Origin of the sequence: Nitratireductor sp. XY-223 (assembly GCF_004959855.1) — a bacterium.
Taxonomy (GTDB): Bacteria; Pseudomonadota; Alphaproteobacteria; order Rhizobiales; family Rhizobiaceae; genus Hoeflea_A.
Genome location: NZ_SPNT01000009.1, coordinates 110,361 through 131,828 on the forward strand (window position 1 = coordinate 110,361; position 21,468 = coordinate 131,828).

General features: G+C 62.9%; 23 protein-coding genes and 1 other RNA gene. 14 read left to right on the forward strand and 10 right to left on the reverse strand.

Features of this window, described 5'->3' with window-relative positions:
* The first annotated feature begins 9 nt into the window (after nucleotides 1–9).
* The 5 genes from efp (at nucleotide 10) to E4M07_RS23650 (ending at nucleotide 5,428) form a co-directional block, all read left to right on the forward strand.
* Nucleotides 10–573: an elongation factor P gene (efp, locus tag E4M07_RS23630; RefSeq protein ID WP_136660882.1), complete on the forward strand. Its 564-nt coding sequence runs from the start codon at nucleotides 10–12 to the stop codon at nucleotides 571–573.
* A gap of 34 nt (nucleotides 574–607) precedes the next feature.
* Complete coding sequence (locus E4M07_RS23635) at nucleotides 608–1,399, forward strand: inositol monophosphatase family protein (RefSeq protein ID WP_136660883.1); 792 nt, start codon at nucleotides 608–610, stop codon at nucleotides 1,397–1,399.
* A 226-nt stretch (nucleotides 1,400–1,625) separates the two neighbouring features.
* Nucleotides 1,626–2,690, forward strand: coding sequence for a MotA/TolQ/ExbB proton channel family protein (locus E4M07_RS23640; RefSeq protein ID WP_136660884.1), 1,065 nt, complete (start codon nucleotides 1,626–1,628; stop codon nucleotides 2,688–2,690).
* Between the two features lie 3 nt (nucleotides 2,691–2,693).
* On the forward strand, nucleotides 2,694–3,725 hold the full coding sequence (locus E4M07_RS23645) for a peptidoglycan -binding protein (RefSeq protein ID WP_136660885.1): 1,032 nt from the start codon (nucleotides 2,694–2,696) through the stop codon (nucleotides 3,723–3,725).
* Nucleotides 3,726–3,748: 23 nt separating this feature from the next.
* Nucleotides 3,749–5,428 (forward strand): FAD-binding dehydrogenase, encoded by a 1,680-nt coding sequence (locus E4M07_RS23650; RefSeq protein ID WP_136660886.1) that lies wholly within the window; start codon nucleotides 3,749–3,751, stop codon nucleotides 5,426–5,428.
* 48 nt (nucleotides 5,429–5,476) lie between these two features.
* On the opposite strand, the gene E4M07_RS23655 is transcribed toward E4M07_RS23650, so the two are convergent.
* Nucleotides 5,477–7,246, reverse strand: a complete 1,770-nt coding sequence (locus tag E4M07_RS23655) for an ABC transporter transmembrane domain-containing protein (protein WP_246660583.1) — start codon at nucleotides 7,244–7,246, stop codon at nucleotides 5,477–5,479.
* Nucleotides 7,247–7,467: 221 nt separating this feature from the next.
* Between E4M07_RS23655 and rpmE the strand changes: the two genes are divergently transcribed.
* Complete coding sequence (rpmE, locus tag E4M07_RS23660) at nucleotides 7,468–7,689, forward strand: 50S ribosomal protein L31 (protein ID WP_136660888.1); 222 nt, start codon at nucleotides 7,468–7,470, stop codon at nucleotides 7,687–7,689.
* A gap of 101 nt (nucleotides 7,690–7,790) precedes the next feature.
* On the opposite strand, the gene E4M07_RS23665 is transcribed toward rpmE, so the two are convergent.
* Both E4M07_RS23665 and E4M07_RS23670 read right to left on the reverse strand, forming a co-directional pair.
* Complete coding sequence (locus E4M07_RS23665; RefSeq protein WP_136660889.1) at nucleotides 7,791–8,315, reverse strand: DUF1465 family protein; 525 nt, start codon at nucleotides 8,313–8,315, stop codon at nucleotides 7,791–7,793.
* A 415-nt stretch (nucleotides 8,316–8,730) separates the two neighbouring features.
* Nucleotides 8,731–8,919 (reverse strand): DUF1192 domain-containing protein, encoded by a 189-nt coding sequence (locus tag E4M07_RS23670; protein ID WP_136660890.1) that lies wholly within the window; start codon nucleotides 8,917–8,919, stop codon nucleotides 8,731–8,733.
* 94 nt (nucleotides 8,920–9,013) lie between these two features.
* On the opposite strand from E4M07_RS23670, the gene E4M07_RS23675 reads away from it, so the two are divergent.
* Nucleotides 9,014–9,994, forward strand: a complete 981-nt coding sequence (locus tag E4M07_RS23675; protein ID WP_136660891.1) for an NAD(P)H-quinone oxidoreductase — start codon at nucleotides 9,014–9,016, stop codon at nucleotides 9,992–9,994.
* A gap of 15 nt (nucleotides 9,995–10,009) precedes the next feature.
* Nucleotides 10,010–10,168 carry a hypothetical protein gene (locus E4M07_RS29180; protein WP_169054365.1) on the forward strand — a complete coding sequence of 53 codons (159 nt, stop codon included), beginning with the start codon at nucleotides 10,010–10,012 and terminating at the stop codon, nucleotides 10,166–10,168.
* A gap of 4 nt (nucleotides 10,169–10,172) precedes the next feature.
* Here E4M07_RS29180 and E4M07_RS23680 read toward each other — a convergent pair whose 3' ends face one another.
* The 6 genes from E4M07_RS23680 to tkt form a co-directional block, all read right to left on the reverse strand.
* On the reverse strand, nucleotides 10,173–10,940 hold the full coding sequence (locus tag E4M07_RS23680; protein ID WP_136660892.1) for an SGNH/GDSL hydrolase family protein: 768 nt from the start codon (nucleotides 10,938–10,940) through the stop codon (nucleotides 10,173–10,175).
* Nucleotides 10,941–11,010: 70 nt separating this feature from the next.
* Entirely contained in the window at nucleotides 11,011–12,036 is a 1,026-nt protein-coding gene (locus tag E4M07_RS23685; RefSeq protein ID WP_136660893.1) for a class I fructose-bisphosphate aldolase, read from the reverse strand.
* Nucleotides 12,037–12,239: 203 nt separating this feature from the next.
* Nucleotides 12,240–13,433, reverse strand: a complete 1,194-nt coding sequence (locus tag E4M07_RS23690) for a phosphoglycerate kinase (protein WP_136660894.1) — start codon at nucleotides 13,431–13,433, stop codon at nucleotides 12,240–12,242.
* A 2-nt stretch (nucleotides 13,434–13,435) separates the two neighbouring features.
* Nucleotides 13,436–13,744: a DUF1272 domain-containing protein gene (locus tag E4M07_RS23695; protein ID WP_136660895.1), complete on the reverse strand. Its 309-nt coding sequence runs from the start codon at nucleotides 13,742–13,744 to the stop codon at nucleotides 13,436–13,438.
* Nucleotides 13,745–13,759: 15 nt separating this feature from the next.
* Nucleotides 13,760–14,761, reverse strand: a complete 1,002-nt coding sequence (gene gap, locus E4M07_RS23700) for a type I glyceraldehyde-3-phosphate dehydrogenase (RefSeq protein ID WP_136660896.1) — start codon at nucleotides 14,759–14,761, stop codon at nucleotides 13,760–13,762.
* 75 nt (nucleotides 14,762–14,836) lie between these two features.
* Nucleotides 14,837–16,840 carry a transketolase gene (gene tkt / locus E4M07_RS23705; RefSeq protein ID WP_136660897.1) on the reverse strand — a complete coding sequence of 668 codons (2,004 nt, stop codon included), beginning with the start codon at nucleotides 16,838–16,840 and terminating at the stop codon, nucleotides 14,837–14,839.
* Nucleotides 16,841–17,178: 338 nt separating this feature from the next.
* On the opposite strand from tkt, the gene E4M07_RS23710 reads away from it, so the two are divergent.
* The 5 genes from E4M07_RS23710 to E4M07_RS23730 all read left to right on the forward strand — a co-directional run bounded on the left by E4M07_RS23710 (nucleotide 17,179) and on the right by E4M07_RS23730 (nucleotide 19,486).
* Nucleotides 17,179–17,451 (forward strand): DUF4164 domain-containing protein, encoded by a 273-nt coding sequence (locus E4M07_RS23710; RefSeq protein ID WP_136660898.1) that lies wholly within the window; start codon nucleotides 17,179–17,181, stop codon nucleotides 17,449–17,451.
* Between the two features lie 3 nt (nucleotides 17,452–17,454).
* On the forward strand, nucleotides 17,455–17,814 hold the full coding sequence (locus E4M07_RS23715; RefSeq protein WP_136660899.1) for a cell division protein ZapA: 360 nt from the start codon (nucleotides 17,455–17,457) through the stop codon (nucleotides 17,812–17,814).
* Between the two features lie 73 nt (nucleotides 17,815–17,887).
* A non-coding RNA gene (gene ssrS / locus E4M07_RS23720) (6S RNA) lies at nucleotides 17,888–18,046 on the forward strand.
* 34 nt (nucleotides 18,047–18,080) lie between these two features.
* Complete coding sequence (locus E4M07_RS23725; protein WP_136660900.1) at nucleotides 18,081–18,671, forward strand: 5-formyltetrahydrofolate cyclo-ligase; 591 nt, start codon at nucleotides 18,081–18,083, stop codon at nucleotides 18,669–18,671.
* Complete coding sequence (locus tag E4M07_RS23730) at nucleotides 18,668–19,486, forward strand: TIGR00282 family metallophosphoesterase (protein ID WP_136660901.1); 819 nt, start codon at nucleotides 18,668–18,670, stop codon at nucleotides 19,484–19,486. The genes E4M07_RS23725 and E4M07_RS23730 overlap by 4 nt, the downstream gene beginning before the upstream one ends.
* 18 nt (nucleotides 19,487–19,504) lie before the next feature.
* On the opposite strand, the gene E4M07_RS23735 is transcribed toward E4M07_RS23730, so the two are convergent.
* Nucleotides 19,505–20,311: an MBL fold metallo-hydrolase gene (locus tag E4M07_RS23735; RefSeq protein WP_136660902.1), complete on the reverse strand. Its 807-nt coding sequence runs from the start codon at nucleotides 20,309–20,311 to the stop codon at nucleotides 19,505–19,507.
* A 371-nt stretch (nucleotides 20,312–20,682) separates the two neighbouring features.
* Here E4M07_RS23735 and E4M07_RS23740 point away from each other — a divergent pair, with 371 nt between their 5' ends.
* Nucleotides 20,683–21,432, forward strand: a complete 750-nt coding sequence (locus E4M07_RS23740; RefSeq protein WP_136660903.1) for a YebC/PmpR family DNA-binding transcriptional regulator — start codon at nucleotides 20,683–20,685, stop codon at nucleotides 21,430–21,432.
* Nucleotides 21,433–21,468: the final 36 nt, after the last annotated feature.

Genomic DNA, 21,468 nt, shown 5'->3' on the forward strand with positions numbered 1-21,468 from the left:
ATGGCTTCCATGAAAATCAACGGAAACGAAATTCGCCCGGGCAACGTGATCGAGCACAATGGCGGCTTGTGGGTGGCGGTGAAGACCAACGCCGTCAAACCCGGCAAGGGCGGTGCGTTCAACCAGGTCGAGCTCAAGAATGTGATCGACGGAACCAAGCTCAACGAACGGTTCCGCGCTTCCGAGACGGTTGAAAGGGTGCGCCTGGAGCAGAAGGACTTCCAGTATCTCTACGAGCAGGGCGACATGCTCGTCTTCATGGACAATGAAAGCTACGAGCAACTGGAACTGCCGCAGGAATTCGTCGGCGACCGTGCCAAATTCCTGCAGGACGGCATGACCGTCACCGTCGAGCTTTACGAGGAAAAGCCGATCGGCATCTCGCTGCCCGACCAGGTGACGCTGACCATCACGGAGGCCGATCCGGTGGTCAAGGGGCAGACGGCTGCCTCGTCCTACAAGCCGGCAATGATGGAAAATGGCGTGCGCGTCATGGTGCCGCCGTTTATCGAGGCCGGGGAACGCATTCTCGTCGATACCAACGAGATAACCTATATCCGCCGGGCCGACTGACCGTATCGGAAACACCCGCAGCAAGGCACACAACATGGCCCGCTCAGCGCTTCTCAATGTCATGGTCCAGGCCGCTATGAAGGCCGGACGCTCGCTTGCCCGCGATTTCGGGGAGGTGCAGAACCTCCAGGTGTCGCTCAAAGGCCCGAGCGACTATGTCAGCCAGGCCGACCACAAGGCCGAGGAGATCATTCTGGGGGAACTGGCTCGGGCCAGACCGACCTACAGCGTGCTGGCCGAGGAGGGCGGCGAGAAGAAGGGCACCGACGGCATGCATCGCTGGATTGTCGATCCGCTCGACGGAACGACGAATTTCCTGCACGGCATACCGGTGTTCGCCGTTTCCATTGCCCTTGAACGCCAGGGCGAGATCGTCGCGGGCGTTATCTACAATCCGGCGATGGACGAGCTTTTCACCGCCGAACGCGGCAATGGCGCATTCCTCAACGACCGCCGCATGCGGGTCGCCGGCCGGCGCGCCCTGTCGGACTGCGTGATCGGGACCGGCGTTCCGCACCTGGGACGCGGCGCGCACGGGAAATACCTGGTCGAGCTGCGAAACGTCATGGGCGAGGTGGCAGGTGTCAGGCGCATGGGGGCGGCGGCGCTCGATCTCGCTTATGTGGCAGCCGGACGGCTCGACGGTTTCTGGGAGGACGAGCTGTCGCCCTGGGACCTCGCCGCGGGCATCGTGATGATCCGCGAGGCCGGCGGCTTCGTTTCCGACCGGGATGGCGGCAGCAAAATGTTCGAGAAGCGCAACGTCATCGCCGGAAACGAGCGCATCCACAAAGACCTGTCAGCGGTGCTGAAGCGTCCGGCTTAATAGCGTCCAATTTCTTTTCTAAGTGCTAATCTTGTCTTCCGGTCTTTCCATTCGGGCTTGTTTTTGATTAGTTTCATAACGCCTTAATGGAGGCGGGACAAAAAAGGGATTCGGAGCAAATCGCCGGACGATCCGTGGTGACTTGCCTGGACAGGGAAGCGGATCAGGCCGCCGGGGATCCATATGGCGGCGGGGCGCAGCGGATATAGGGTAGGGTACGCAGCCTATGGCAAAGCTAAGACTCTCGGGGTGGGGCTTGTCGGAACAGGATTTGGGTGTCGAGCCGCACCGGCTGTCGAGTCCGCTGGTGTTCTTCTGGAGCCAGGTCATTTTCCTGATCATGACCGGCTTTCTCGCCGCCATCCTCTACCGGCAGATATCGGCGGCGTTCTTCGCCAATCCGGGCCTCAACGGGCTGATCCTGTTCGTTCTGGCCATCGGCGTGCTGCTTGCGGTCAACCAGGTTCTCAGGCTGCGCCCGGAAGTCAGCTGGGTCAATTCATTCCGCCAGGGCAGCGACCGGATGCGCGGTTCGCGCAGCCCGACACTGCTGGCGCCGATGCGCGTTTTGCTCAGCCGCAAGCAGTCGATGTCGCTGTCGACGACGGCGCTGCGGTCAATCCTCGATTCCATCGCCACCAGGCTCGATGAATCGCGCGACACGTCGCGCTACATGATCGGTCTCCTCGTCTTTCTCGGTCTCTTGGGAACCTTCTGGGGACTGCTCCAGACCATCGGCTCGATCAACACGGTGATCCAGTCGCTCGATCCGGGTTCGGGAAACACCAACGACATCCTCCAGGAGCTCAAGGACGGGCTCGAGGCGCCGCTCGCCGGCATGGGAACGGCGTTTTCCTCGTCGCTTTTCGGTCTGGCCGGGTCGCTGGTCCTGGGCTTTCTCGACCTGCAGGCGGGACGGGCGCAGAACCGCTTCTACACGGAACTGGAGAACTGGCTGTCGACCGTCACCGATCCGGACTTCGACATCGCCGCACCGGAAATCGCCACCGGCGCCGAATCGTCCGAGGACATCCGACGCCTCTCGGAAACCGTGCAGACGATGGCGCAGGCTGGCGGCGGCATCAACCAGCGCTCGACGGCCGCGATGGCCAATCTCGCGGAAGGCATCCAGGGCCTTGTCAAGAACATGCGCAACGAGCAGCAGATGCTGCGCGACTGGATCGAGGCGCAGCAGTCGGAGTCCCGGGCGATGCGCCAGACGCTCGATTCGCTGGGTTCCGAAATCAGCAAGATGGATACCAACAACGGCAAGAAAGCCAAGGGAAACTAAGCGGTGGCACTGGCGCGTAACCGTCGCGGAGACCGTGGGGTCGATTTCTGGCCGGGCTTCGTCGATGCATTGTCGACGCTGCTGCTTGCCATCATGTTCCTGCTGTCCGTCTTCGTCATCGCGCAGTTCCTCTTGAGCCGCGAGATCAGCGGCCGCGACGAGGTGCTGAACCGCCTCAACTCGCAGATCAACGAGTTGACCCAGTTGCTGGCGCTCGAACAGTCCGGCAAACAGGATCTCGAGGACGCGCTCGCCAACCTGCAGGCAACGCTCGCCGAGGCCGAGGGCGAACGCTCGCGGTTGCAGGACCTGCTGGCGCGGGGCGCCGGCGCGTCTAGCGCCGCCGAGGCGGAAATCGGAACGCTCTCGCAATCGCTCGACGAAGAGCGGCAGATCAGCCAGCGGGCGCTGTCCCAGGTGGAGCTGCTGAACCAGCAGATCGCGGCGCTGCGGCGGCAGATCGGGGCGCTCGAGGCGGCGCTCGAGGTCTCCGAGCAGAAAGACCGCGAATCGCAGACGAAGATCGCCGATCTCGGCCGGCGGCTGAACGTGGCGCTGGCCCAGCGTGTGCAGGAACTCAACCGCTACCGCTCCGATTTCTTCGGGCGCCTGCGTGAAATCCTGTCGGACCGGGAAAACATCCGCATCGTCGGAGACCGCTTCGTATTCCAGTCGGAGGTCCTGTTCCCGTCCGGCAGCGACCAGCTCAATGTCGAGGGCCAGCAGGAAATGACCAAGCTCGCCGACGCGCTCCAGGACCTCGGCCGCGAAATACCGACGGATATCAACTGGGTGCTGCGGGTCGACGGCCACACGGACAATGTGCCGCTGTCCGGCACCGGGCGGTTCGCCGACAACTGGGAACTGTCGTCGGCGCGCGCGACGTCCGTCGTCAAATACCTGATCAATGAAGGCGTTCCGGCCAACCGCCTCGTCGCGGCCGGCTTCGGCGAATTCCAGCCGATCGAGGTGGGCAACTCGCCGCAGGCGCGTGCCACCAACCGCCGCATCGAGCTGAAACTCACCGAACGCTAGGCAATCGGCGCGGCGACTGGGGTTTGTCCGGCGCGTGCGCAGGGGAGGAACTATGTCGCCGCGATGTCATTGTGGTGGGGGCCGGCCTTGCCGGGCTCGTCGCCGCGGCGGAACTTTCCGATGCGGGCAAATCGGTCATCATTGTCGATCAGGAGAACGAGAACAATATCGGCGGCCAGGCGTTCTGGTCGTTCGGCGGATTGCTGTTCGTCGATTCCCCGGAGCAGCGGCGGCTCGGCATCCGCGACAGCCGAGATCTCGCCTGGCAGGACTGGCTCGGATCGGCGGCGTTCGATCGCGACGAAGACCACTGGCCGCGAAAGTGGGCCGAGGCCTATGTCGATTTCGCGTCGGGCGAAAAGCGCTCGTGGCTGCACCAGCAGGGGGTGCGCTGGTTCCCGATCGTCGGCTGGGCCGAGCGCGGCGGGGCGCTGGCGGACGGCCACGGCAACTCGGTTCCGCGTTTCCACATCACATGGGGCACCGGCCCCGGCCTGATCGTGCCGTTCGAGCGCCGGGTCCGCGAGGGCGTTGCCCGGGGCACCGTGCGGCTGTGTTTCCGCCACCAGGTCGACGAGATCGTGACCGCCGACGGCCGGGTCACCGGCGTGCGCGGTACAGTGCTGGAGGAGACGGATGCCGCCCGCGCCGTCCAGTCGTCACGCAACGCGGTCGGCGAATTCTCTTTCTCCGCCGGCGCCGTCGTCGTCAGTTCCGGCGGCATCGGCGGCAATCACGATCTGGTGCGCAAAAACTGGCCGCGCGACCGGCTCGGTGAGCCGCCGAAGGAGATGATCTCGGGCGTGCCGCACCACGTCGACGGGCGCATGCTGGGGATTTCGGAAAAGGCAGGCGCGTCGATCATCAATTCGGACCGCATGTGGCACTACACCGAGGGTGTCCGCAACTGGGATCCGATCTGGCCCAAACACGGCATTCGCGTCCTGCCGGGACCGTCATCGTTCTGGTGCGACGCGGAGGGCAACCGCATGCCGGTCCCCTGCCTTCCGGGTTTCGACACGTTGTCGACGCTCGCCCACATCATGCGCAGCGGCCATGATTACAGCTGGTTCGTGCTGACCCAGTCGATCATCGAGAAGGAATTCGCGCTTTCGGGATCCGAGCAGAACCCGGACCTGACCGAAAAGAGCATCCGCAAGGTGCTGCAGCGGGTGGGCAAGGGCGCACCGCCGCCGGTCGAGGCCTTCAAGGAAAAGGGCGAGGATTTCGTCGTCCGCGACACGCTCGAGGCGCTGGTCGAAGGCATGAACGCGCTGACCGGCACGCAACGCATCGACCACGATCACCTGCGGACGCAGATCGAGGCGCGCGACCGCGAGATCGAGAACAAGTACACCAAGGACCTGCAGGTCACGGCGATCCGCGGCGCGCGCAATTTCATCGGCGACCGGCTGATCCGGACAGCCAAACCGCACCGGATCCTCGATGAGAAGCACGGCCCGCTGATCGCCGTGCGGCTCAACATCCTGACCCGCAAGACACTGGGCGGCATCCACACGGACCTGTCCGCGCGGGTGCTGGACGCCTCCGGGAATGTGATCGAGGGGCTTTATGCGGCGGGCGAGGCGGCCGGTTTCGGCGGCGGCGGCATGCACGGCTACAACGCGCTCGAGGGTACTTTCCTCGGCGGATGCATCTTCTCCGGCCGCACGGCGGGCCGGGCGGCGCGGGATGCCGTCTAGCGCATCAGCGCAGCACTGATCATGTCGGCCCGTGAGCCTTGCCCGGTTCTACTGCGCGGCTTCGGTTTCGTGCGGCTCGTCATCGTGGAACTGCAGGCGGGCGAGGCGGGCATAAAGACCGCCCTTGCGCACCAGGCTTGCGTGGTTCCCTTCCTCGGCGATGCGCCCGTGGTCCATGACGAGGATCCGGTCGGCCTTCTTCACGGTTGCCAGCCGGTGGGCGATGACCAGCGTCGTGCGACCGCGCATAAGGCCGTTCAGCGCCTTCTGGACCAGCGTCTCGCTTTCGGCGTCGAGCGCCGATGTCGCCTCGTCGAGAAGCAGGACCGGCGCGTCCTTCAGGACCGCACGGGCAATGGCGATGCGCTGGCGCTGGCCGCCGGATAGGGTGATGCCCCGCTCGCCGACCCGCGTGTCGTAGCCCTCTTCCATGCGGCTGATGAACGGATCCGCAAGGGCGGCCCTCGCCGCCTCGACGACCTCGGCTTCCGTGGCATCAGGGCGGCCGAAGGCGATGTTCTCGCGAATCGATGTCGCGAAGATCGCGACGTCCTGCGGTACGCTGGCCAACCGGTGGCGCACCGCCGAAGGATCGGCCTCGCGCACATCGATACCGTCGAGGCTGATCGCGCCTTTCTCGGGATCGTAAAACCGGCTGATCAGCGAAAACAGCGTGCTCTTGCCGGCCCCGGACGGGCCGACGATGGCGACGGTTTCGCCGGGTTTCACTTCGAACGAAAGCCCGTTCAGGATCGGCTCGTCAGGCCTCGCCGGATAGGAGAACACCACGTCCTCGAACGCTACCGATCCAATGGGCGGCTCGGGCAGGGGCTTCGGATGCGGCGGCGGCGCGATGACCGGGACCTCGTCTATGAGCTCGGTAAGCCGCTCCGCGGCGCCCGCTGCCTGGGAAATCTCGCCCCAGACTTCGGAGAGTGTGCCGAGGCTCGACGCCGCAAGGATCGAATAGAGCAGGAACTGGCCGAGCGTGCCGGCCGACATGTTGCCGACGAGGACCTTGTGCGCTCCGAACCACAGGATGCCGACAATGCTGCCGAAGATCATCATGATGGCAAAGCCGGTCAGGAAGGCGCGTGCCCGCACAGCGGCGCGGGCCGCGGAAAAGGCGGTTTCGACGGCGTCGGAGTAGCGCCGGTTGGCCGTCGGCTCGCCGTTGAAGGCCTGCAGGGTGCGTGACGCCGAGATTGCCTCGCTGGCATAGGCCGTTGCGTCCGCCAGCGTGTCCTGGGCCTCGCGCGAACGGCCGCGCACGGAGCGTCCGAAACCGACCAGCGGGAAAACGATGACGGGAATAGCAAGCAGCACCAGGCCCGACAGTTCCGGGCTGGTGACGATCATCATGATCACCGCGCCGAGGCACAGAATCGTGTTGCGCAGCGCCATCGAGGCGGTCGCGCCGACGGCGGACTTGATCTGTGTGGTGTCGGCGCTGAGCCGCGAGACGATTTCGCCGGACTGATTGGTGTCGAAGAATGACGGGGACAGCGAAGTGACGTGGCTGAAGACATCGCGGCGCAAGTCCGAGACCACGCGCTCGCCGATGGTGATGACGAAGTAGTATCGCATGGCGCTCGCCAGTGCGAGGAGGGCGGCGATCACCAGCAGCATGGTGAAATAATTGTTGATGAAGCCGGCATCCGCACCGAAGAAACCGTTGTCGATCATGCGGCGTACGGCGAGCGGCAGGACCAGCGTCGCGGCGGCGGCAAGCAGCAGCGCGACGATCGCGCCCGCAACAAGTCCGCGGTAGCTCAGGACATAGGGAAACAGCCGCGTGAGGGGCCTCAGCGTGCGCATCCGGCCGTCTGTGCCTCGGCTCTTATCTGCCAATTTCATTTCCCATCATATAGGGGCCGCAAAAAACAGCCGCGCCCCTTGTCACTTTCCTGCCCTTCATGTATAGGCTCGCCATCGAATTGGGAAGCCGTGACCTTTCGGGTGTGCGGCTTTGTTTGTGATATGGGCTGGTTTGCCGCAGGTGTTTCGCGCGCCGAGCCCAACCGACGCAGGACATTGCAATGAAGGCTGACATCCATCCCGACTATCACATGATCAAAGTGGTCATGACCGATGGCACCGAATATGAAACCCGTTCCACCTGGGGTTCGGAAGGCGACACCATGACGCTGGAAATCGACCCGAAGGCCCATCCGGCCTGGACCGGCGGACACCAGCACCTGGTCGACCGCGGCGGACGGGTATCGAAGTTCAAGAAGCGCTTCGAGGGCCTTGGCCTCTAGCAGCGCGGCGGCAGCCGGATTCCGGCAGCCCGAATAGCAAAACCCCGCTCCTTGGAGCGGGGTTTTTTCTTACCGGCTTCTATTTTCGTCCCGTTCTTCTGTCAGTTGCCCCCGAAAGCGGTCTGCAGCAGAGAAATCTGCGCCTTGACCGAATTCTCGTTGTCCGGATTGGCCGGCGGCTTGCTGCCGCTCTTGCGGTGGTAGATTTCCTTGTCCAGGAGAGCGACGCGCGCCTGCAGGCGCAGCGAACGTTCCACGAGGTCGCGGAAGGCCTCCGGCAGGTCGTCCCAGCCGGGCGCCGTCTTGTCACAGGCAAAGCCGTCGAGGCGGACCTTGGTTTTTTCGGCAACCACCTGTTCGTGGGTCATTTCGCCGTTGTTCACGGCGCGCTGCAAGAGCAGCCACGAGGCCATCTGCATGAGGCGTGTCGTCAGGCGCATGGATTCGGCCGCGTAGAGCACCGATGCCATGCGCGGGAGGGCCTTGGCCGCCACACGTCCAGTGCCGTCCAAATAGCCGGCGGTCTCTTCAACCAGCCCCATTCCTTCGGAATAGAGCGCCTTGAAGGATGCGGAGGAGGTAATGCGTTCCGCAATCTGGATCGTGTTCTTTTGCGTATCTGCCATGCCCCGTAGCCTCAAATTTGCCTAATAATACACTTGCGAATAATGCCATCAAGTCGTGCCGCTGCCTGCCCCCCTCGCGCGACATTGGGGTAAAGTGATGGCTTGATGCGTTTAACGCAAGGTAATTCTTAAGGAAGGGTTAACGGGCTTGACGCATTGCTAACCAAGGCGTTGCGGTGGTCGGTTTATCCACAAAAACAGGCATAAAGACAAAAAAAGAGCCGCATGGCGGCTCTCAGAAGTTTAACAGGGAGGCATCAAACAGAATGACGCTCGGTCATCCGGTCCGAATCCAGAAGAACTGGATATCAACGATAATGACTCGTAAAGCTTAACCGAGGGTTAACACGGCTGTTAAAAGGCGGATATTTTATTCAATGTTTACCATTTTTGGGGCGCTGCAGGCGCCTGCGGCCTACCGGAAAAGGGACTCCGCGTCGTCCTTGCTCTGTTGCTTCGAGGACTTTTCCTCCTCGAGTCGGGCAATTTCCTGCCTGAGAATGGCAATCCGGTCGTCCAGTTCGTCAACCGATATCAGCGAAAGATCACAACCGATTTCGTGTGCAACGGGCTTTTTTTCCGCGTCGTCCTCAAAAATGGACATGCTTTCCTCCTTGGGCATTGCCGACCTTGAATGATATGGGAAGTAGCTGAGAAATTCCAACAATCCGCTTCACGGACAAAATCAGGGAGATTGAATGAAGGCCGTCGAAATTAGCGAACCGGGCGGACCGGAGGTGCTGCAGCTGGTCGAAAGGCCAAAGCCGGAGCCGGACGAGGGTGAACTGCTGATCGCGGTGCGGGCTGCCGGCGTCAACCGGCCGGACTGCCTGCAGCGGATGGGCGCCTATCCGCCTCCCCCGGGGGCGCCGGATATTCCCGGCCTGGAGGTCGCCGGCGAGGTCGAGGCGGTCGGTTCGGCGGTCCAGGGCTTCGAGCCGGGCGACCGGGTCTGCGCGCTGGTGTCGGGCGGCGGCTACGCGGAATACTGCACGGTGCACGCAACCAATGCGCTGCCGGTCCCGAGCGGCTTCAGCTTCAGCGAGGCGGCGGCGATCCCGGAGACCTATTTCACGGTCTGGCACAATGTGTTCCAGCGCGGCGGCCTCAAGCCGGGTGAAGTTCTGCTCGTGCACGGCGGCTCCTCGGGCATCGGAACGACGGCGATCCAACTCGCCAAGGCGTTCGGCTCGAAGGTCATCGTTACCGCCGGATCCGAAGAGAAGTGCGAGGCCTGCAGGGAACTCGGCGCGGACCTCGCGATCAATTACCGCACGGACGATTTCGTCAAGGCCGTGAAGGAGGAAACGGACGGCGAGGGCGCGCAGGTGATCCTCGACATGGTGGGTGGCGATTACATTTCCCGCAACTATGACGCCGCCGCCGTCGAGGGGCGCATCGTGCAGATCGCATTTCTGCGCGGACGCAAGGCGGAGGCGGATTTCTCATTGCTGATGATGAAACGGCTGGTGCATACCGGTTCGACACTCAGGGCCCGGTCCGTCGTGTTCAAATCCGATATCGCCGCCGAACTCAGGCGAAAGGTCTGGCCGCTGCTGGCAAAACGCACCGTCGCACCGGTCATGGACACGCTGTTTCCGCTCGACCGGGCGTCGGCGGCGCACAGCCGCATGGAGGACGGCGATCATATCGGCAAGATCGTCCTCGATGTGGGCTAAACCGGAGCGCATCTGTTGACCAAAGCGATCGCCATCGTCCTGCTGCTTGCGATGGTTGCCCACCTCATCAAGCCGTTCGGACTGCCGGGCCTGCGCCGGCGCGCTGATTTCTGGAAAATCGCGGTTTTCGCATTCGTGGCGATCACCGTGGTGATCGTTCTGCAGCATCTGTGAAGCGCTATTCGGCGGCCCGGACCCTGGCATCGGATGCCTGCGGCGTTCCGCTGTCTTCTCCGATCAGCGTATCGGCCAGCAGCTCGGCCCAGTACCGGTAACCGCTGGCGCCGGCGTGGAAGCCGTCGGAGGAAAAGCCCGACGGGTCCGGTGGCTGCAGGCGCGGTGCGACGAGAGCGAAGCGCTCGGGGCACAGCCGGTGCCCAACATGGTTGATGATCCTCGCCCGCATCTCCAGAACATGGGCAAGCACCGGCGACAGGCTCGGCACGGTGCGCATGTCGATAACCGGCGACCAGACGATCCGTGCCTTTGGCCATTTCGCCCGCAATGCATAGAGCAGGCCGCCGAAGCCCTTCTTGAAACGCCGTGCGGTCAGGAAATTCTTGGCGTCGTTGGTCCCGGCAGCGATGACGATATGCGTGTAATCCTCGCGCTCAAGATTCGGCACCACGTGGTCGCGCAGCTCCTCGCATATGGCGGAATTTGAGCCGGAACTGCGCCAGGCGACGCATGCGCCGGTCCGTTCATGGATGACAGAGGCGATCTGCGGGCCGACCGTCTCCTCCACACGGTCTGCGCCAACGCCGGCGGCTGATGAATCGCCGATGACCAAAATCCGGTAGGCCGGTTCCGCGCCGTCGCCGATCCTGCCGAAGGGATGACCGTGCGGCGGGTGAAGGCGCGTGGTCCGGGCGCGCAGCCTGAGACCCGCCACCAGAGCGACGGGCACCATCAGCCAGCTAGCGATGCCGTAATAGAGATGTTTCATGAACCGCAGACCGTATTGTCTGATCCGGGTCGCAATCACGCCTTAGCGGCCGGGTCCTGTCAAGACCGCGTCAGGCGGCCTTTTCCATATCGCTGGACCAGTTGCCCGTCGCGGCAAGGCCGTTCATGCGGGCGCGGTGGGCGAAGGCACGCTGGCCGGCTGCGACATTTTCCGGTTTGCCGCCCCAGGCCTTGAGGCAGGCGGCCTGCAAGGCCCGGCCGTAGGAGAATGTCAGTTGCCACGGGACGTCGTAGCCTGCATTCATCGCCGAAAGATGCGCCGTCGCTTCCTCGTCGGACTGTCCGCCGGACAGGAAGGCAATGCCGGGAACCGCGGCGGGAACGGTCGCCTTGAGGCAACGCACGGTTTTTTCGGCGACCTCGTCAACCGATGCATTGCGGGCGTTCTTGCCGTCAATCACCATGTTCGGCTTGAGGACCATGCCCTCAAGCGCGACACGGGCATCGTAGAGTTCGGCAAAGACCGTGCGCAGCACCTGTTCGGTGACGGTATAGCAACGGTCAATGGAGTGGTCGCCGGGCTCGCCGTCCATCAGGATTTCGGGCTCGACGATCGGCACGATGCCGGCTTCCTGGCAGAGCGCCGCGTAGCGCGCCAGCGCCTGGGAATTCGCGCGGACGGCGCTGCCGCTCGGCAGGTCGGCGGATATGGAAATCACGCCGCGCCACTTGGCGAAACGCGCGCCCAGCCCGTGATATTCGGCCAGCCTTTCGCGCAGCCCGTCGAGGCCCTCGGTGATCTTCTCGTCCGGATGGGCCGCCATCGGCTTGGCACCGCCATCCACCTTGATGCCGGGAACGGCGCCGGTCGCCCGGATGACCTCCACCAGCGGCGTGCCGTCGGCCGCCTTCTGGCGCAGTGTCTCGTCGAACAGGATGACGCCGGAGATGTAACTGCTCATCGCGTCCGTCGCACGGAACAGCATCTCGCGGTAGTCGCGGCGGTTCTCTTCCGTCGATTCAACATTGATCGAGTCGAAACGCTTTTTGATGGTGCCGCTCGATTCGTCGGCGGCCAGAATGCCTTTTCCGCTCGTTACCATCGCGGCGGCAATATCTTCAAGACGTTCGCTCATGGGGTCATTCTCCTTTGTTCGCTGGCGCCGCTACGCTCCCGTGGGTGGCGATGATATCACCGGAAGCCGGCTGCGGATAACGCGTGGCGCGCGTGGTGCCGAAATTTTCCATGTCGATATCAGATGTGGGCGATGAGTAAAGTGGCGCGCCGTGGCATTGAAACGATTGAATGTCTCTAAATCGATTGTAATCCTCAGCTCATTTATTTCAGCGCTTCGACGCCGGGAAGCGGCTTACCTTCCATCCATTCAAGGAACGCCCCGCCGGCGGTCGATACGTAAGAGAAGTCCCCGGCGACGCCGGCATGATTGAGCGCCGCCACCGTGTCGCCGCCGCCGGCGACCGAGGTCAGCACGCCCTCGCCAGTGCAGGATGCCGCGAATTTCGCCGCGGCAACGGTGGCCGCGTCGAAAGGCTCGATCTCGAAAGCGCCGAGCGGCCCGTTCCAGACGAGCGTGCTCGCCTTGCCGATCCACTCGTTGATCGCGGACACGGATTTCGGGCCGACGTCCAGTATCATGCCGTCGGCGGGAATGCTGCCGATATCCAGGGTCTCGTTGTCGGCATTGGCGGCGAATTCCTTCGCCACCACACCGTCGACCGGCAGGACGATGGCGCAGTTGTTCGACGCGGCTTCGATCATGATCTGCTTGGCGGTCGGTGCGAGATCGTGTTCGCACAACGATTTTCCGACATCCGTGCCCTTTGCGGCCAGGAACGTGTTGGCCATGCCCCCGCCGATGACGAGCGCGTCGACCTTGCTGACCAAGTTCATCAACAGGTCGAGCTTGGTGGAGACCTTCGCACCGCCGACGATGGCGACGACGGGACGCGCCGGATTGCCCAATCCCTTCTCCAGCGCCTCCAGTTCGGCCTGCATGGTGCGGCCGGCATAGGCCGGCAGCAAATGCGCGAGGCCTTCCGTCGAGGCGTGGGCGCGGTGCGCCGCCGAAAACGCATCGTCAACATAGAGGTCGCCGATTTCCGCCAGTTGCTTCGCGAATGCCGGATCGTTGCTCTCTTCGCCCGCATGAAAGCGCACATTCTCCAAAAGGAGAACGTCGCCGTCCGCCATGTCGGCGACGGCACCGGCGGCTGCCTCGCCGATACAATCGGAGGCAAAGGGCACACGGTGGTCGAGCACTTCCTCGACCGTCTGGGCAATGGGTTCGAGCGACATGCTGGCGACGGCCTTGCCCTTGGGGCGGCCGAAATGCGCAAGCAGGATGACCTTGGCGCCCTTTTCCGAGAGTTCGTTGATGGTCGGCGCGACCCGCTCGATCCTGGTTGTATCGGTGACTTGCCCGTCCTTGACCGGCACGTTCAGGTCGACCCGCACGAGCACCCTCTTCCCGGCGATGTCATCCAGCGAATCGAGTGTCTTGAACTGAGTCATGATCAACGCTCCCGTGGCGGAATTTCGCGGAGTTTGTGGACAAAGTCGCGAATGTTGTCGCGGTCGTATTTGAGATGGACGCGCCGGTCCGACGCCGGCGCGCTGGCAAGCCCGGTCCCCTGCCGGTGCGCGGCTTTCGGCCTCACCGGCCGTCTCTCGAAACCGCCGCCGCAGTTAGGGCAGACATTGTGCAGGACATTTTCCGCGCAATCGGCGCAGAACGTGCACTCATAGCTGCAGATCATGGCATCGGGCGCATCCGCGGGAAGGTCGGTGTCGCAATATTCGCAATTCGGCCTCAACTGCAACATGCGCCCGCAGCCCGGTCAGATGAGTTTTCCCATGGCGACAGCCGTGTCGGACATGCGGTTTGAGAAGCCCCACTCATTGTCGTACCAGGTCAGGATGCGCACGAAGGTGCCGTCCATGACCTTGGTCTGGTCCATGTGGAAGATCGACGAATGCGCATCGTGGTTGAAGTCCACCGAGACGAGCTTCTCGTCGGTATAGCCGAGGATGCCCTTCAGCGGACCGTCGGCGGCTTCGCGGATGGCGGCGTTGACTTCCTCGACGCTGGTCTCGCGCGATGCGATGAAATTGAGATCGACGACGGAGACGTTGGGCGTCGGCACGCGGATGGCGACGCCGTCGAGCTTGCCGTTGAGTTCCGGCAGCACAAGGCCGACCGCCTTGGCCGCGCCGGTCGAGGTCGGGATCATCGACATCGCGGCCGCGCGCGCCCGGTAGAGGTCCTTGTGCATCGTATCGAGCGTCGGCTGGTCGCCCGTATAGGAGTGGATCGTCGTCATGAAGCCCTTCTCGATGCCAATGGCGTTGTTGAGCACGTAGGCGACCGGCGAAAGGCAGTTGGTGGTGCACGATGCGTTGGAGACCACCAGGTCCTCGGCGCTCAGTTTATTGTCGTTAACGCCGAAGACGATGGTCTTCTCGACGCCCGAAGCCGGAGCCGAAACCAGCACGCGTTTCGAGCCGTTTTCAAGATGCATGGCCGCCTTGTCGCGGGAAGCGAAGATGCCGGTGCACTCGAGCGCCACATCAACGCCGTCCCAGGGCAGTTCCTTCGGATCGCGGATGGCCGTCACCTTGATCGGGCCGCGGCCGACATCGATGGTGTCGCCTTCCACCGTGACGGTGCCCGGGAAACGGCCGTGCACGCTGTCGTAGCGGATCAGGTGCGCATTGGTCTCCACCGGTCCGAGATCGTTGATGGCGACCACCTCGATATCGGTGCGGCCGCTCTCGATGATGGCGCGAAGAACATTGCGGCCGATGCGGCCAAATCCGTTGATGGCGACTTTGACGGTCATGGATATACTCCCATCTGATGTGCGGTTGCCGGCGGCAGATGCGGGCCGTGGCGTCGAATGCCGGGCCCGTCAGGCTCAGGCGGCCTGACCTGCCAGATTGTTCAATTTAGCCTCGACGGCCTCGAAGGCCACGTCAGCGGTTATGCCGAAATGGCTGTACAGGTCCTTGTAGGGCGCCGATGCACCGAAGGTGCTCATGCCGATGAAGATACCGTCATTGCCGATGAAGCGGTCCCATCCCTGCCGGACGCCGGCCTCAATGGCGATCTTCACCGGTGAATGACCCAGTATCGCCTGCTTGTATTCATCCGACTGTTCTTCGAAGAGCTCGAAACAGGGCACCGAAACCACGCGGGCCGTGTATCCGGAAGCCTCGATCTTCTTGCAGGTCTCCAGGGCGATTTCCACCTCGGAGCCGGACGCGAAGATCGTCACGTCCGCATCGCTGGCCGGAACCAGATCATAGGCGCCGAAAGCGCACATATTGTCTTCGATATAGGAGGTGCGCACGGCCGGCAGGTTCTGCCTGGTCAGCGCGATGCCGGAGGGACGCGCTTCCGATTCAAGGGCCAGTTGCCAGCACTCGGCCGTTTCCGTCGCATCGGCTGGGCGGAACATCAGCAGGTTGGGCATGGCGCGAAGCGAGGCAAGATGCTCCACCGGCTGGTGTGTCGGGCCGTCCTCACCAAGGCCGATGGAATCATGCGTCAGCACATGGATGACGCGGATGCCCATGATGGCCGCCAGCCGGATCGACGGGCGGCAATAGTCGGAAAAGATCAGAAACCCGCCGGAATAGGGGATGAGACCGCCGTGCAACGCTATGCCGTTCATGGCCGCCGCCATGCCGTGCTCGCGGATGCCGTAGTGGATGTAGCGGCCGGAGAAGTCGTCCGGCGTTATCGCATCCGTGTGCTCGGTCTTGGTGTTGTTCGATCCGGTCAGGTCGGCGGAGCCGCCGATCGTCTCCGGAACGATACCGTTGATGACCTGCAGCGCGGCCTCGGATGCCTTGCGGGTCGCAAGGGTCGGCTTGTCCGCTGCCAGCTTCTTCTTGTATTCGTCCATCGCCGTCTCGAAGCCGCCCGGCAACTCGCCGGCCATGCGGCGGGTGAAGGCGGCGCGGCGCTCGGCACCGGTTGCTTCGACACGGTCTTCCCAGGCCTTGTGCTCCTTCGTCGAGCGCAACCCGGCAAGGCGCCAGCAGTCGAGCACATCGGACGGGATCTCGAACGGTTCATGCGGCCAGTCCAGCGTGTCGCGAACGCCGGAGATTTCATCCGCGCCGAGCGGAGATCCGTGCGCCTTCGCCGTTCCGGCCTTGTTGGGAGCGCCGTAGCCGATGGTCGTCTCGCAGGCGATCATGGTCGGGCGATCCGAAGACTTCGCCGCAACGATCGCATCGGCGACCGCGTCGGGATCGTGGCCGTCGACCTCGATCGTGTTCCAGCCGCTCGCCTGGAAACGGGCAACCTGATCGGTCGAATCGGAGAGGCTTACGGACCCGTCGATGGAAATGCCGTTATTGTCCCAGAACACGACAAGCTTGTTCAGCTTCAGGTGCCCGGCAAGCGCGATCGCCTCCTGGCTGATGCCCTCCATCAGGCAGCCGTCGCCGGCAAGCACATAGGTGTGGTGGTCGATCAGGTCGCTGCCAAACTCGTCGGCGAGCTTGCGCTCGGCGATGGCCATGCCGACGGCATTTGCCAGGCCCTGGCCGAGCGGCCCGGTCGTCGTCTCGATGCCCGCGGCGTGACCGTATTCGGGGTGACCGGCGGTCTTGTAGCCCAGCTGGCGGAAGTTCTTGATCTCTTCGAGCGTGATGTCCTCGTATCCAAGCAGATAGAGCAGCGAATAGATCAGCATCGAGCCGTGGCCGGCGGACAGCACAAAGCGGTCGCGGTTCGGCCATTCGGGCCGTTTCGGGTCGAAGGTCATGAACTTGGTGAAAAGGACGGTCGCGATGTCGGCTGCTCCCATCGGCAGGCCGGGATGACCGGATTTGGCCTTTTCTACGGCATCCATGGAGAGAAAGCGGATCGCGTTCGCCATCCGATCATGTTTTTCGCGTGGGATCATGACATTTTCAGCTTAATCAATGTATCTGGAGGCGGTGCCTCGCTGCCGCCCGTTGAAAGCAGGTGACACATAGCAGGTGGCGACGCGGAGTCAACAAATGAGGTCTGACGATTGAGTCGGCGGCCGGCATTTCGGCGGCACCGGGCGCGGAATCGCGTCCGTCCGCCGGGCATGGGCCGCAATTCGTGCCCGATTGCGGACCATAGCGGGTTATCCCCAAACGAATTGCGTCATATCGACGACATAAATTGACGCCCGGTTTTCGCAACGCATAATCTTCGAACTGTAAGTGCCCGAGAATCAAAAGATTTGTGAACTCGAAGGCAAGTGACACGGCAATGTCAGGCGAGAAAACAGCAAAATCAGCACTCGAGAGCCTCAACAAGGTCCTCTCCAGGCTTGAAAACGCGGTAGACGGTCGCGTCGAGAAAGAACGCGATTTCACCGAGGCGGAGGAAGAGGTCCAGCGCCTCAACTCCGACAGATCCCGGCTGGCGCAGGAACTTGACCAGTCCGAGGACCGCGCCGCCAGGCTGGAAGAGGCCAATCGCGAGGTTTCCCGCAGGCTGGTGACGGCAATGGAGACGATCCGCGCGGTGCTGGATCGGTAGTCAATGGCCCAGGTGACAGTGAACATTGATGGCAAAGCGTACCGAATGGCCTGCGAAGAGGGCCAGGAGGCGCACCTGACGGAGCTTGCCGGCAAGTTCGATCGCTATGTCGGTCACCTGAAAGGCGAGTTCGGCGAAATCGGCGACCTGCGGCTGACGGTCATGGCGGGAATCCTTGTCATGGACGAACTGAGCGAGGCACAAAGAAAGCTCAACGGGCTTGAAAGCGAAGTCGGCAGCCTGAAGAAAACGCGCGATACCGCGCTTGCCCGCGTCGACGACGCCGATGCGACGCTGGCCGAGACGATTGCCGCGATCGCCGACAAGGTCGAGCGCATCGCCGAAAAACTCGAGAAAGCCTGAAATCGGATCCGCGACCGGCATTCAATGCCGTTTTGGGGCTGGCGCTTTGCGCGGGGCGCCACTATATTCCCGCGGCGGTCTGCGCCTCTCGGCAGGAAACACAATCCCCGGGGCCTTATTCGATCCAGAGGGAGCTGTCCCTGTTTAGACCCGTGGGTTTTTACACACGGCGCCCACCTACTTTGTAGGTTCCCGGGATCGTAAACCTTCCGCCGGTTGCCGCGGATCGCTCTCTTCAACCGGTTGCCCAGATCGATCTCGCTCTAATGTCCGAAAAGCGTTTCAAAAACGAACTCCGCCGGCAGGCGCTAGCGGCCCGCGACGCGATGGACGCGGAGGCGCGCATCGAGGCGAGCCTGGAGATCGACAGGATCGGCGCCCGGGAAATCGAGGTAACGCCCGGGACGATGGTCTCCGGCTTCTGGCCGATCCGCTCCGAGGTCGATGTCCGGCCGCTGATGTTCTCGCTGCGGGAGAAGGGCGCCCGGCTTTGCCTTCCGGCCATACTCGACAAAACCACGATCGTCTTTCGCGAGCTGGTCCGTGGCGCACCGATGGTCGATACCGGCTTCGGCACGGCGGGGCCGGGGCCGGATGCTGAAATCGTCGATCCGGTACTGCTGCTCGTTCCGCTTGCCGCCTTCGATTGCGCGGGCCATCGGATCGGCTACGGCGCCGGTCATTACGACCGGGCGATTTCCAATCTGCACGAAAAGGGAATAGAACCGCGTCTCGTTGGCGTCGCGTTCGCTGCCCAGGAGGTGGAGCGGGTACCCAGCGAGAGCCATGACGTCGCCTTGTCGGCGATCCTGACGGAAAGGGGGCTGCGCCCAATGCCCGAAACCGGTGACAGATGAGACTGCTCTTTCTCGGAGACATGGTCGGCCGGACCGGCCGCACGGTTGTGTGGGAGAAGCTGCCGGGACTCATCGAGGAGTACGGTTTCGATTTCGTTGCCGTCAACGGTGAGAACGCGGCGGGCGGCTTCGGGATCACCGAGGAGATTTATCTCAAGACGATCGATGCCGGCGCCGATGTCGTCACCACGGGGAACCACGTATGGGACCAGCGCGAGGCGCTGAGTTTCTGCGAGCGGCAGGACCGGTTCATCAGACCCGCCAATTTCCCGGATGGCGCGCCAGGACGCGGATCGGGTATCTATGTCGCGCGCAACGGCGCGCGCGTCCTGGTGACCAACATCATGGGACGGATCTTCATGAGCCCGGATCTCGACGATCCGTTCATGACCGTCGAAAAGGCGCTTGCGGCCTGTCCGCTCGGGGAACAGGCGGATGCCGTGGTCATCGATTTCCACGCCGAGGCGACGAGCGAGAAACAATGCTTCGGTCATTTCGTCGACGGGCGCGCCAGCCTTGTCGTCGGAACCCACACCCACATCCCGACGGCGGACTACCAGATCCTCAACGGCGGCACGGCCTATATTTCCGATGCCGGCATGTGCGGCGACTACGATTCATCGCTCGGCATGGACAAGGAAGAGCCGATCAACCGCTTTGTCTCGAAGATCCCCAAGGGACGGTTTGAGGCGGCGACGGGCCCGGCGACGCTGTGCGGTGTCGCCGTCGAGATTTCCGACCGTACCGGCCTCGCCGAAACGATACAGCCGCTGCGCATCGGACCGCGTCTCGAGGAAAGCCTGCCCGTGTTCTAGCCGCTGGCGGGATTCGGGCTAAACGCCATTCAATATGATGATCGTCGGCTGTTTCGGCAGGTTCCGCAGGGTCACCGTCAGGGTGTCTTCGGAGCGGAATTCATGCGCGAAATCGCTGCCGAAAAGATCCAGAAAAGCGTTGATCGACGTGCCGCGGCGGTGCATCGGCAGGATGACCGAGGCCCGCAGCCGCTTGACGATCTCGCTCATCTTCTCGTGTCCGATGGTCAGGCCGCCGTCGATCGGAACCATGACCACATCGAGCCGGCCGATCTCGGCGATGTGCCGGTCTTCCAGTTCATGGTGCAGGTGTCCCAGGTGCCCGATGCAAAGTCCGGCGACCTCGAATATGAAGATCGAGTTCGCATCCGGCTCCCTGCCACCGAATCCGGAGCGGATGTCGGTGGTCACGTTGCGTATGTAGGTGTCGCCGATAACGACATCGTGGTCGATGGGGCCGCCATTCGGGTTCCACCCCGGCAGCACGTTCTCGATGGCCGGGTCCGGCTGCAGGGTGAAATGGCTGGAATGTGCCTTGTTCATCGTCGCGACGGTCGGAGCGGCATTGCCGCCTATGTAGCCGTTGTAGTCGGTCGCGATCGTGATGCCTTCCGGCGTCTCGACGAGATAGGTCGAGTGGCCGATGAACGAGATACGGACCTGTTCGCGCGTCAGTGGCTCTCCGACCGCCAGGCGGACCGTTCCCTCGTTCGGCAAAGAAGCGACCGCCTGGCACTGCGAAACCGGCCGCGCCTCCGCTTCACCGCTGATGACCTGCGTTTTGTCTCCGCCGCCGGCGCTGAAACCGCCTGCTATGCCGGCCATCGCCGGCAGAACGCATATTAAAGTTGCGAACCCCCAATGTATCCTCATATCGCCCGTCCCGTCTTGTAATTCGTTAAAACATCAACGACACCGCCCTGTCGGATTAAAAAATTACGCCATACCGGTACTTATGAACTGTGGCCCTTTTTCAAGCGAACCCCCGACCGCCGCCACTTGCAATAAACCCGCCGGCCCAACGCCGACTCTCACTTGCACGTAATAACGTTACTTCAATGCCACAATAGGCAGCCCACGGCAAACCGATCTCAGGTTGAACTTTCCGACGGCATCAAGTTGCCGCTGGACGACCAGCACCGACTTTCCTATAAGGCGGCGCATTCAGGAAACCGAGTAAGACGTGGGCGGGTGCCATGGCAGGCCATTCAAAATTCAAGAACATCATGCACCGCAAGGGGCGCCAGGACGCGGTGCGCTCGAAGCTATTTTCCAAGCTGTCCAAGGAACTGACCGTTGCGGCCAAGATGGGCGGTCCCGATATCGAGGGAAATCCGCGACTGCGGCTCGCCGTTCAGAACGCCAAGGGCCAGTCCATGCCGAAGGACAACATCCAACGTGCCATCAACAAGGGCGCCGGCGGAGACAGCGAGGACTACGAGGAAATCCGCTACGAGGGCTACGGCCCCGCCGGCGTTGCCATCATCGTCGAAGTGCTCACCGACAACCGCAACCGTTCGGCATCCAATGTGCGCGCCTGTTTCACCAAAAATGGCGGCACGCTCGGGGAAACCGGCTCGGTCGGCTTCATGTTCGACCGGGTGGGCGAGATCGTCTATGCGGCCGAGGCGGGCGACGAGGACACGGTGATGGAAGCGGCAATCGAGGCCGGCGCCGACGATGTCCAGTCCGGTGAAGAGGGCCACACCATCACCTGCGCCTTCGAGGCCATCGGCGATGTCTCCTCGGCGTTGGAAGCCAGTCTCGGCGAGGCCGAATCCGTCAAGCCGGTCTGGAAGCCGCAGACGAGCACCGAGGTCGATGAGGAAAAGGCCGGGACGCTGATGCGGCTGATCGATGCGCTCGAGGACGATGACGACGTGCAGAATGTCTACGCTAATTTCGACATTTCCGACGAGGTGATGATCAAGCTGGCGGATGCATAATAATCCGGCAGACTGTTGTCTGGGGACCGATGGGTG

What these genes read in the sequence shown, in the direction of transcription:
- E4M07_RS23635 (WP_136660883.1), top strand. Translation starts at nt 608, where the DNA reads ATGGCCCGCTCAGCGCTTCTCAATGTCATGGTCCAGGCCGCTATGAAG.
- E4M07_RS23740 (WP_136660903.1), top strand. Translation starts at nt 20,683, where the DNA reads ATGGCAGGCCATTCAAAATTCAAGAACATCATGCACCGCAAGGGGCGC.
- E4M07_RS23715 (WP_136660899.1), top strand. Translation starts at nt 17,455, where the DNA reads ATGGCCCAGGTGACAGTGAACATTGATGGCAAAGCGTACCGAATGGCC.
- E4M07_RS23655 (WP_246660583.1), bottom strand. Translation starts at nt 7,246, where the DNA reads ATGCGCACGCTGAGGCCCCTCACGCGGCTGTTTCCCTATGTCCTGAGC.
- E4M07_RS23710 (WP_136660898.1), top strand. Translation starts at nt 17,179, where the DNA reads ATGTCAGGCGAGAAAACAGCAAAATCAGCACTCGAGAGCCTCAACAAG.
- E4M07_RS23670 (WP_136660890.1), bottom strand. Translation starts at nt 8,919, where the DNA reads ATGTCCATTTTTGAGGACGACGCGGAAAAAAAGCCCGTTGCACACGAA.
- efp (WP_136660882.1), top strand. Translation starts at nt 10, where the DNA reads ATGAAAATCAACGGAAACGAAATTCGCCCGGGCAACGTGATCGAGCAC.
- E4M07_RS23665 (WP_136660889.1), bottom strand. Translation starts at nt 8,315, where the DNA reads ATGGCAGATACGCAAAAGAACACGATCCAGATTGCGGAACGCATTACC.
- E4M07_RS23685 (WP_136660893.1), bottom strand. Translation starts at nt 12,036, where the DNA reads ATGAGCGAACGTCTTGAAGATATTGCCGCCGCGATGGTAACGAGCGGA.
- E4M07_RS23680 (WP_136660892.1), bottom strand. Translation starts at nt 10,940, where the DNA reads ATGAAACATCTCTATTACGGCATCGCTAGCTGGCTGATGGTGCCCGTC.
- E4M07_RS23695 (WP_136660895.1), bottom strand. Translation starts at nt 13,744, where the DNA reads ATGTTGCAGTTGAGGCCGAATTGCGAATATTGCGACACCGACCTTCCC.
- E4M07_RS23690 (WP_136660894.1), bottom strand. Translation starts at nt 13,433, where the DNA reads ATGACTCAGTTCAAGACACTCGATTCGCTGGATGACATCGCCGGGAAG.
- gap (WP_136660896.1), bottom strand. Translation starts at nt 14,761, where the DNA reads ATGACCGTCAAAGTCGCCATCAACGGATTTGGCCGCATCGGCCGCAAT.
- rpmE (WP_136660888.1), top strand. Translation starts at nt 7,468, where the DNA reads ATGAAGGCTGACATCCATCCCGACTATCACATGATCAAAGTGGTCATG.
- E4M07_RS23735 (WP_136660902.1), bottom strand. Translation starts at nt 20,311, where the DNA reads ATGGCCGGCATAGCAGGCGGTTTCAGCGCCGGCGGCGGAGACAAAACG.
- E4M07_RS23725 (WP_136660900.1), top strand. Translation starts at nt 18,081, where the DNA reads ATGTCCGAAAAGCGTTTCAAAAACGAACTCCGCCGGCAGGCGCTAGCG.
- tkt (WP_136660897.1), bottom strand. Translation starts at nt 16,840, where the DNA reads ATGATCCCACGCGAAAAACATGATCGGATGGCGAACGCGATCCGCTTT.
- E4M07_RS23675 (WP_136660891.1), top strand. Translation starts at nt 9,014, where the DNA reads ATGAAGGCCGTCGAAATTAGCGAACCGGGCGGACCGGAGGTGCTGCAG.
- E4M07_RS23640 (WP_136660884.1), top strand. Translation starts at nt 1,626, where the DNA reads ATGGCAAAGCTAAGACTCTCGGGGTGGGGCTTGTCGGAACAGGATTTG.
- E4M07_RS23730 (WP_136660901.1), top strand. Translation starts at nt 18,668, where the DNA reads ATGAGACTGCTCTTTCTCGGAGACATGGTCGGCCGGACCGGCCGCACG.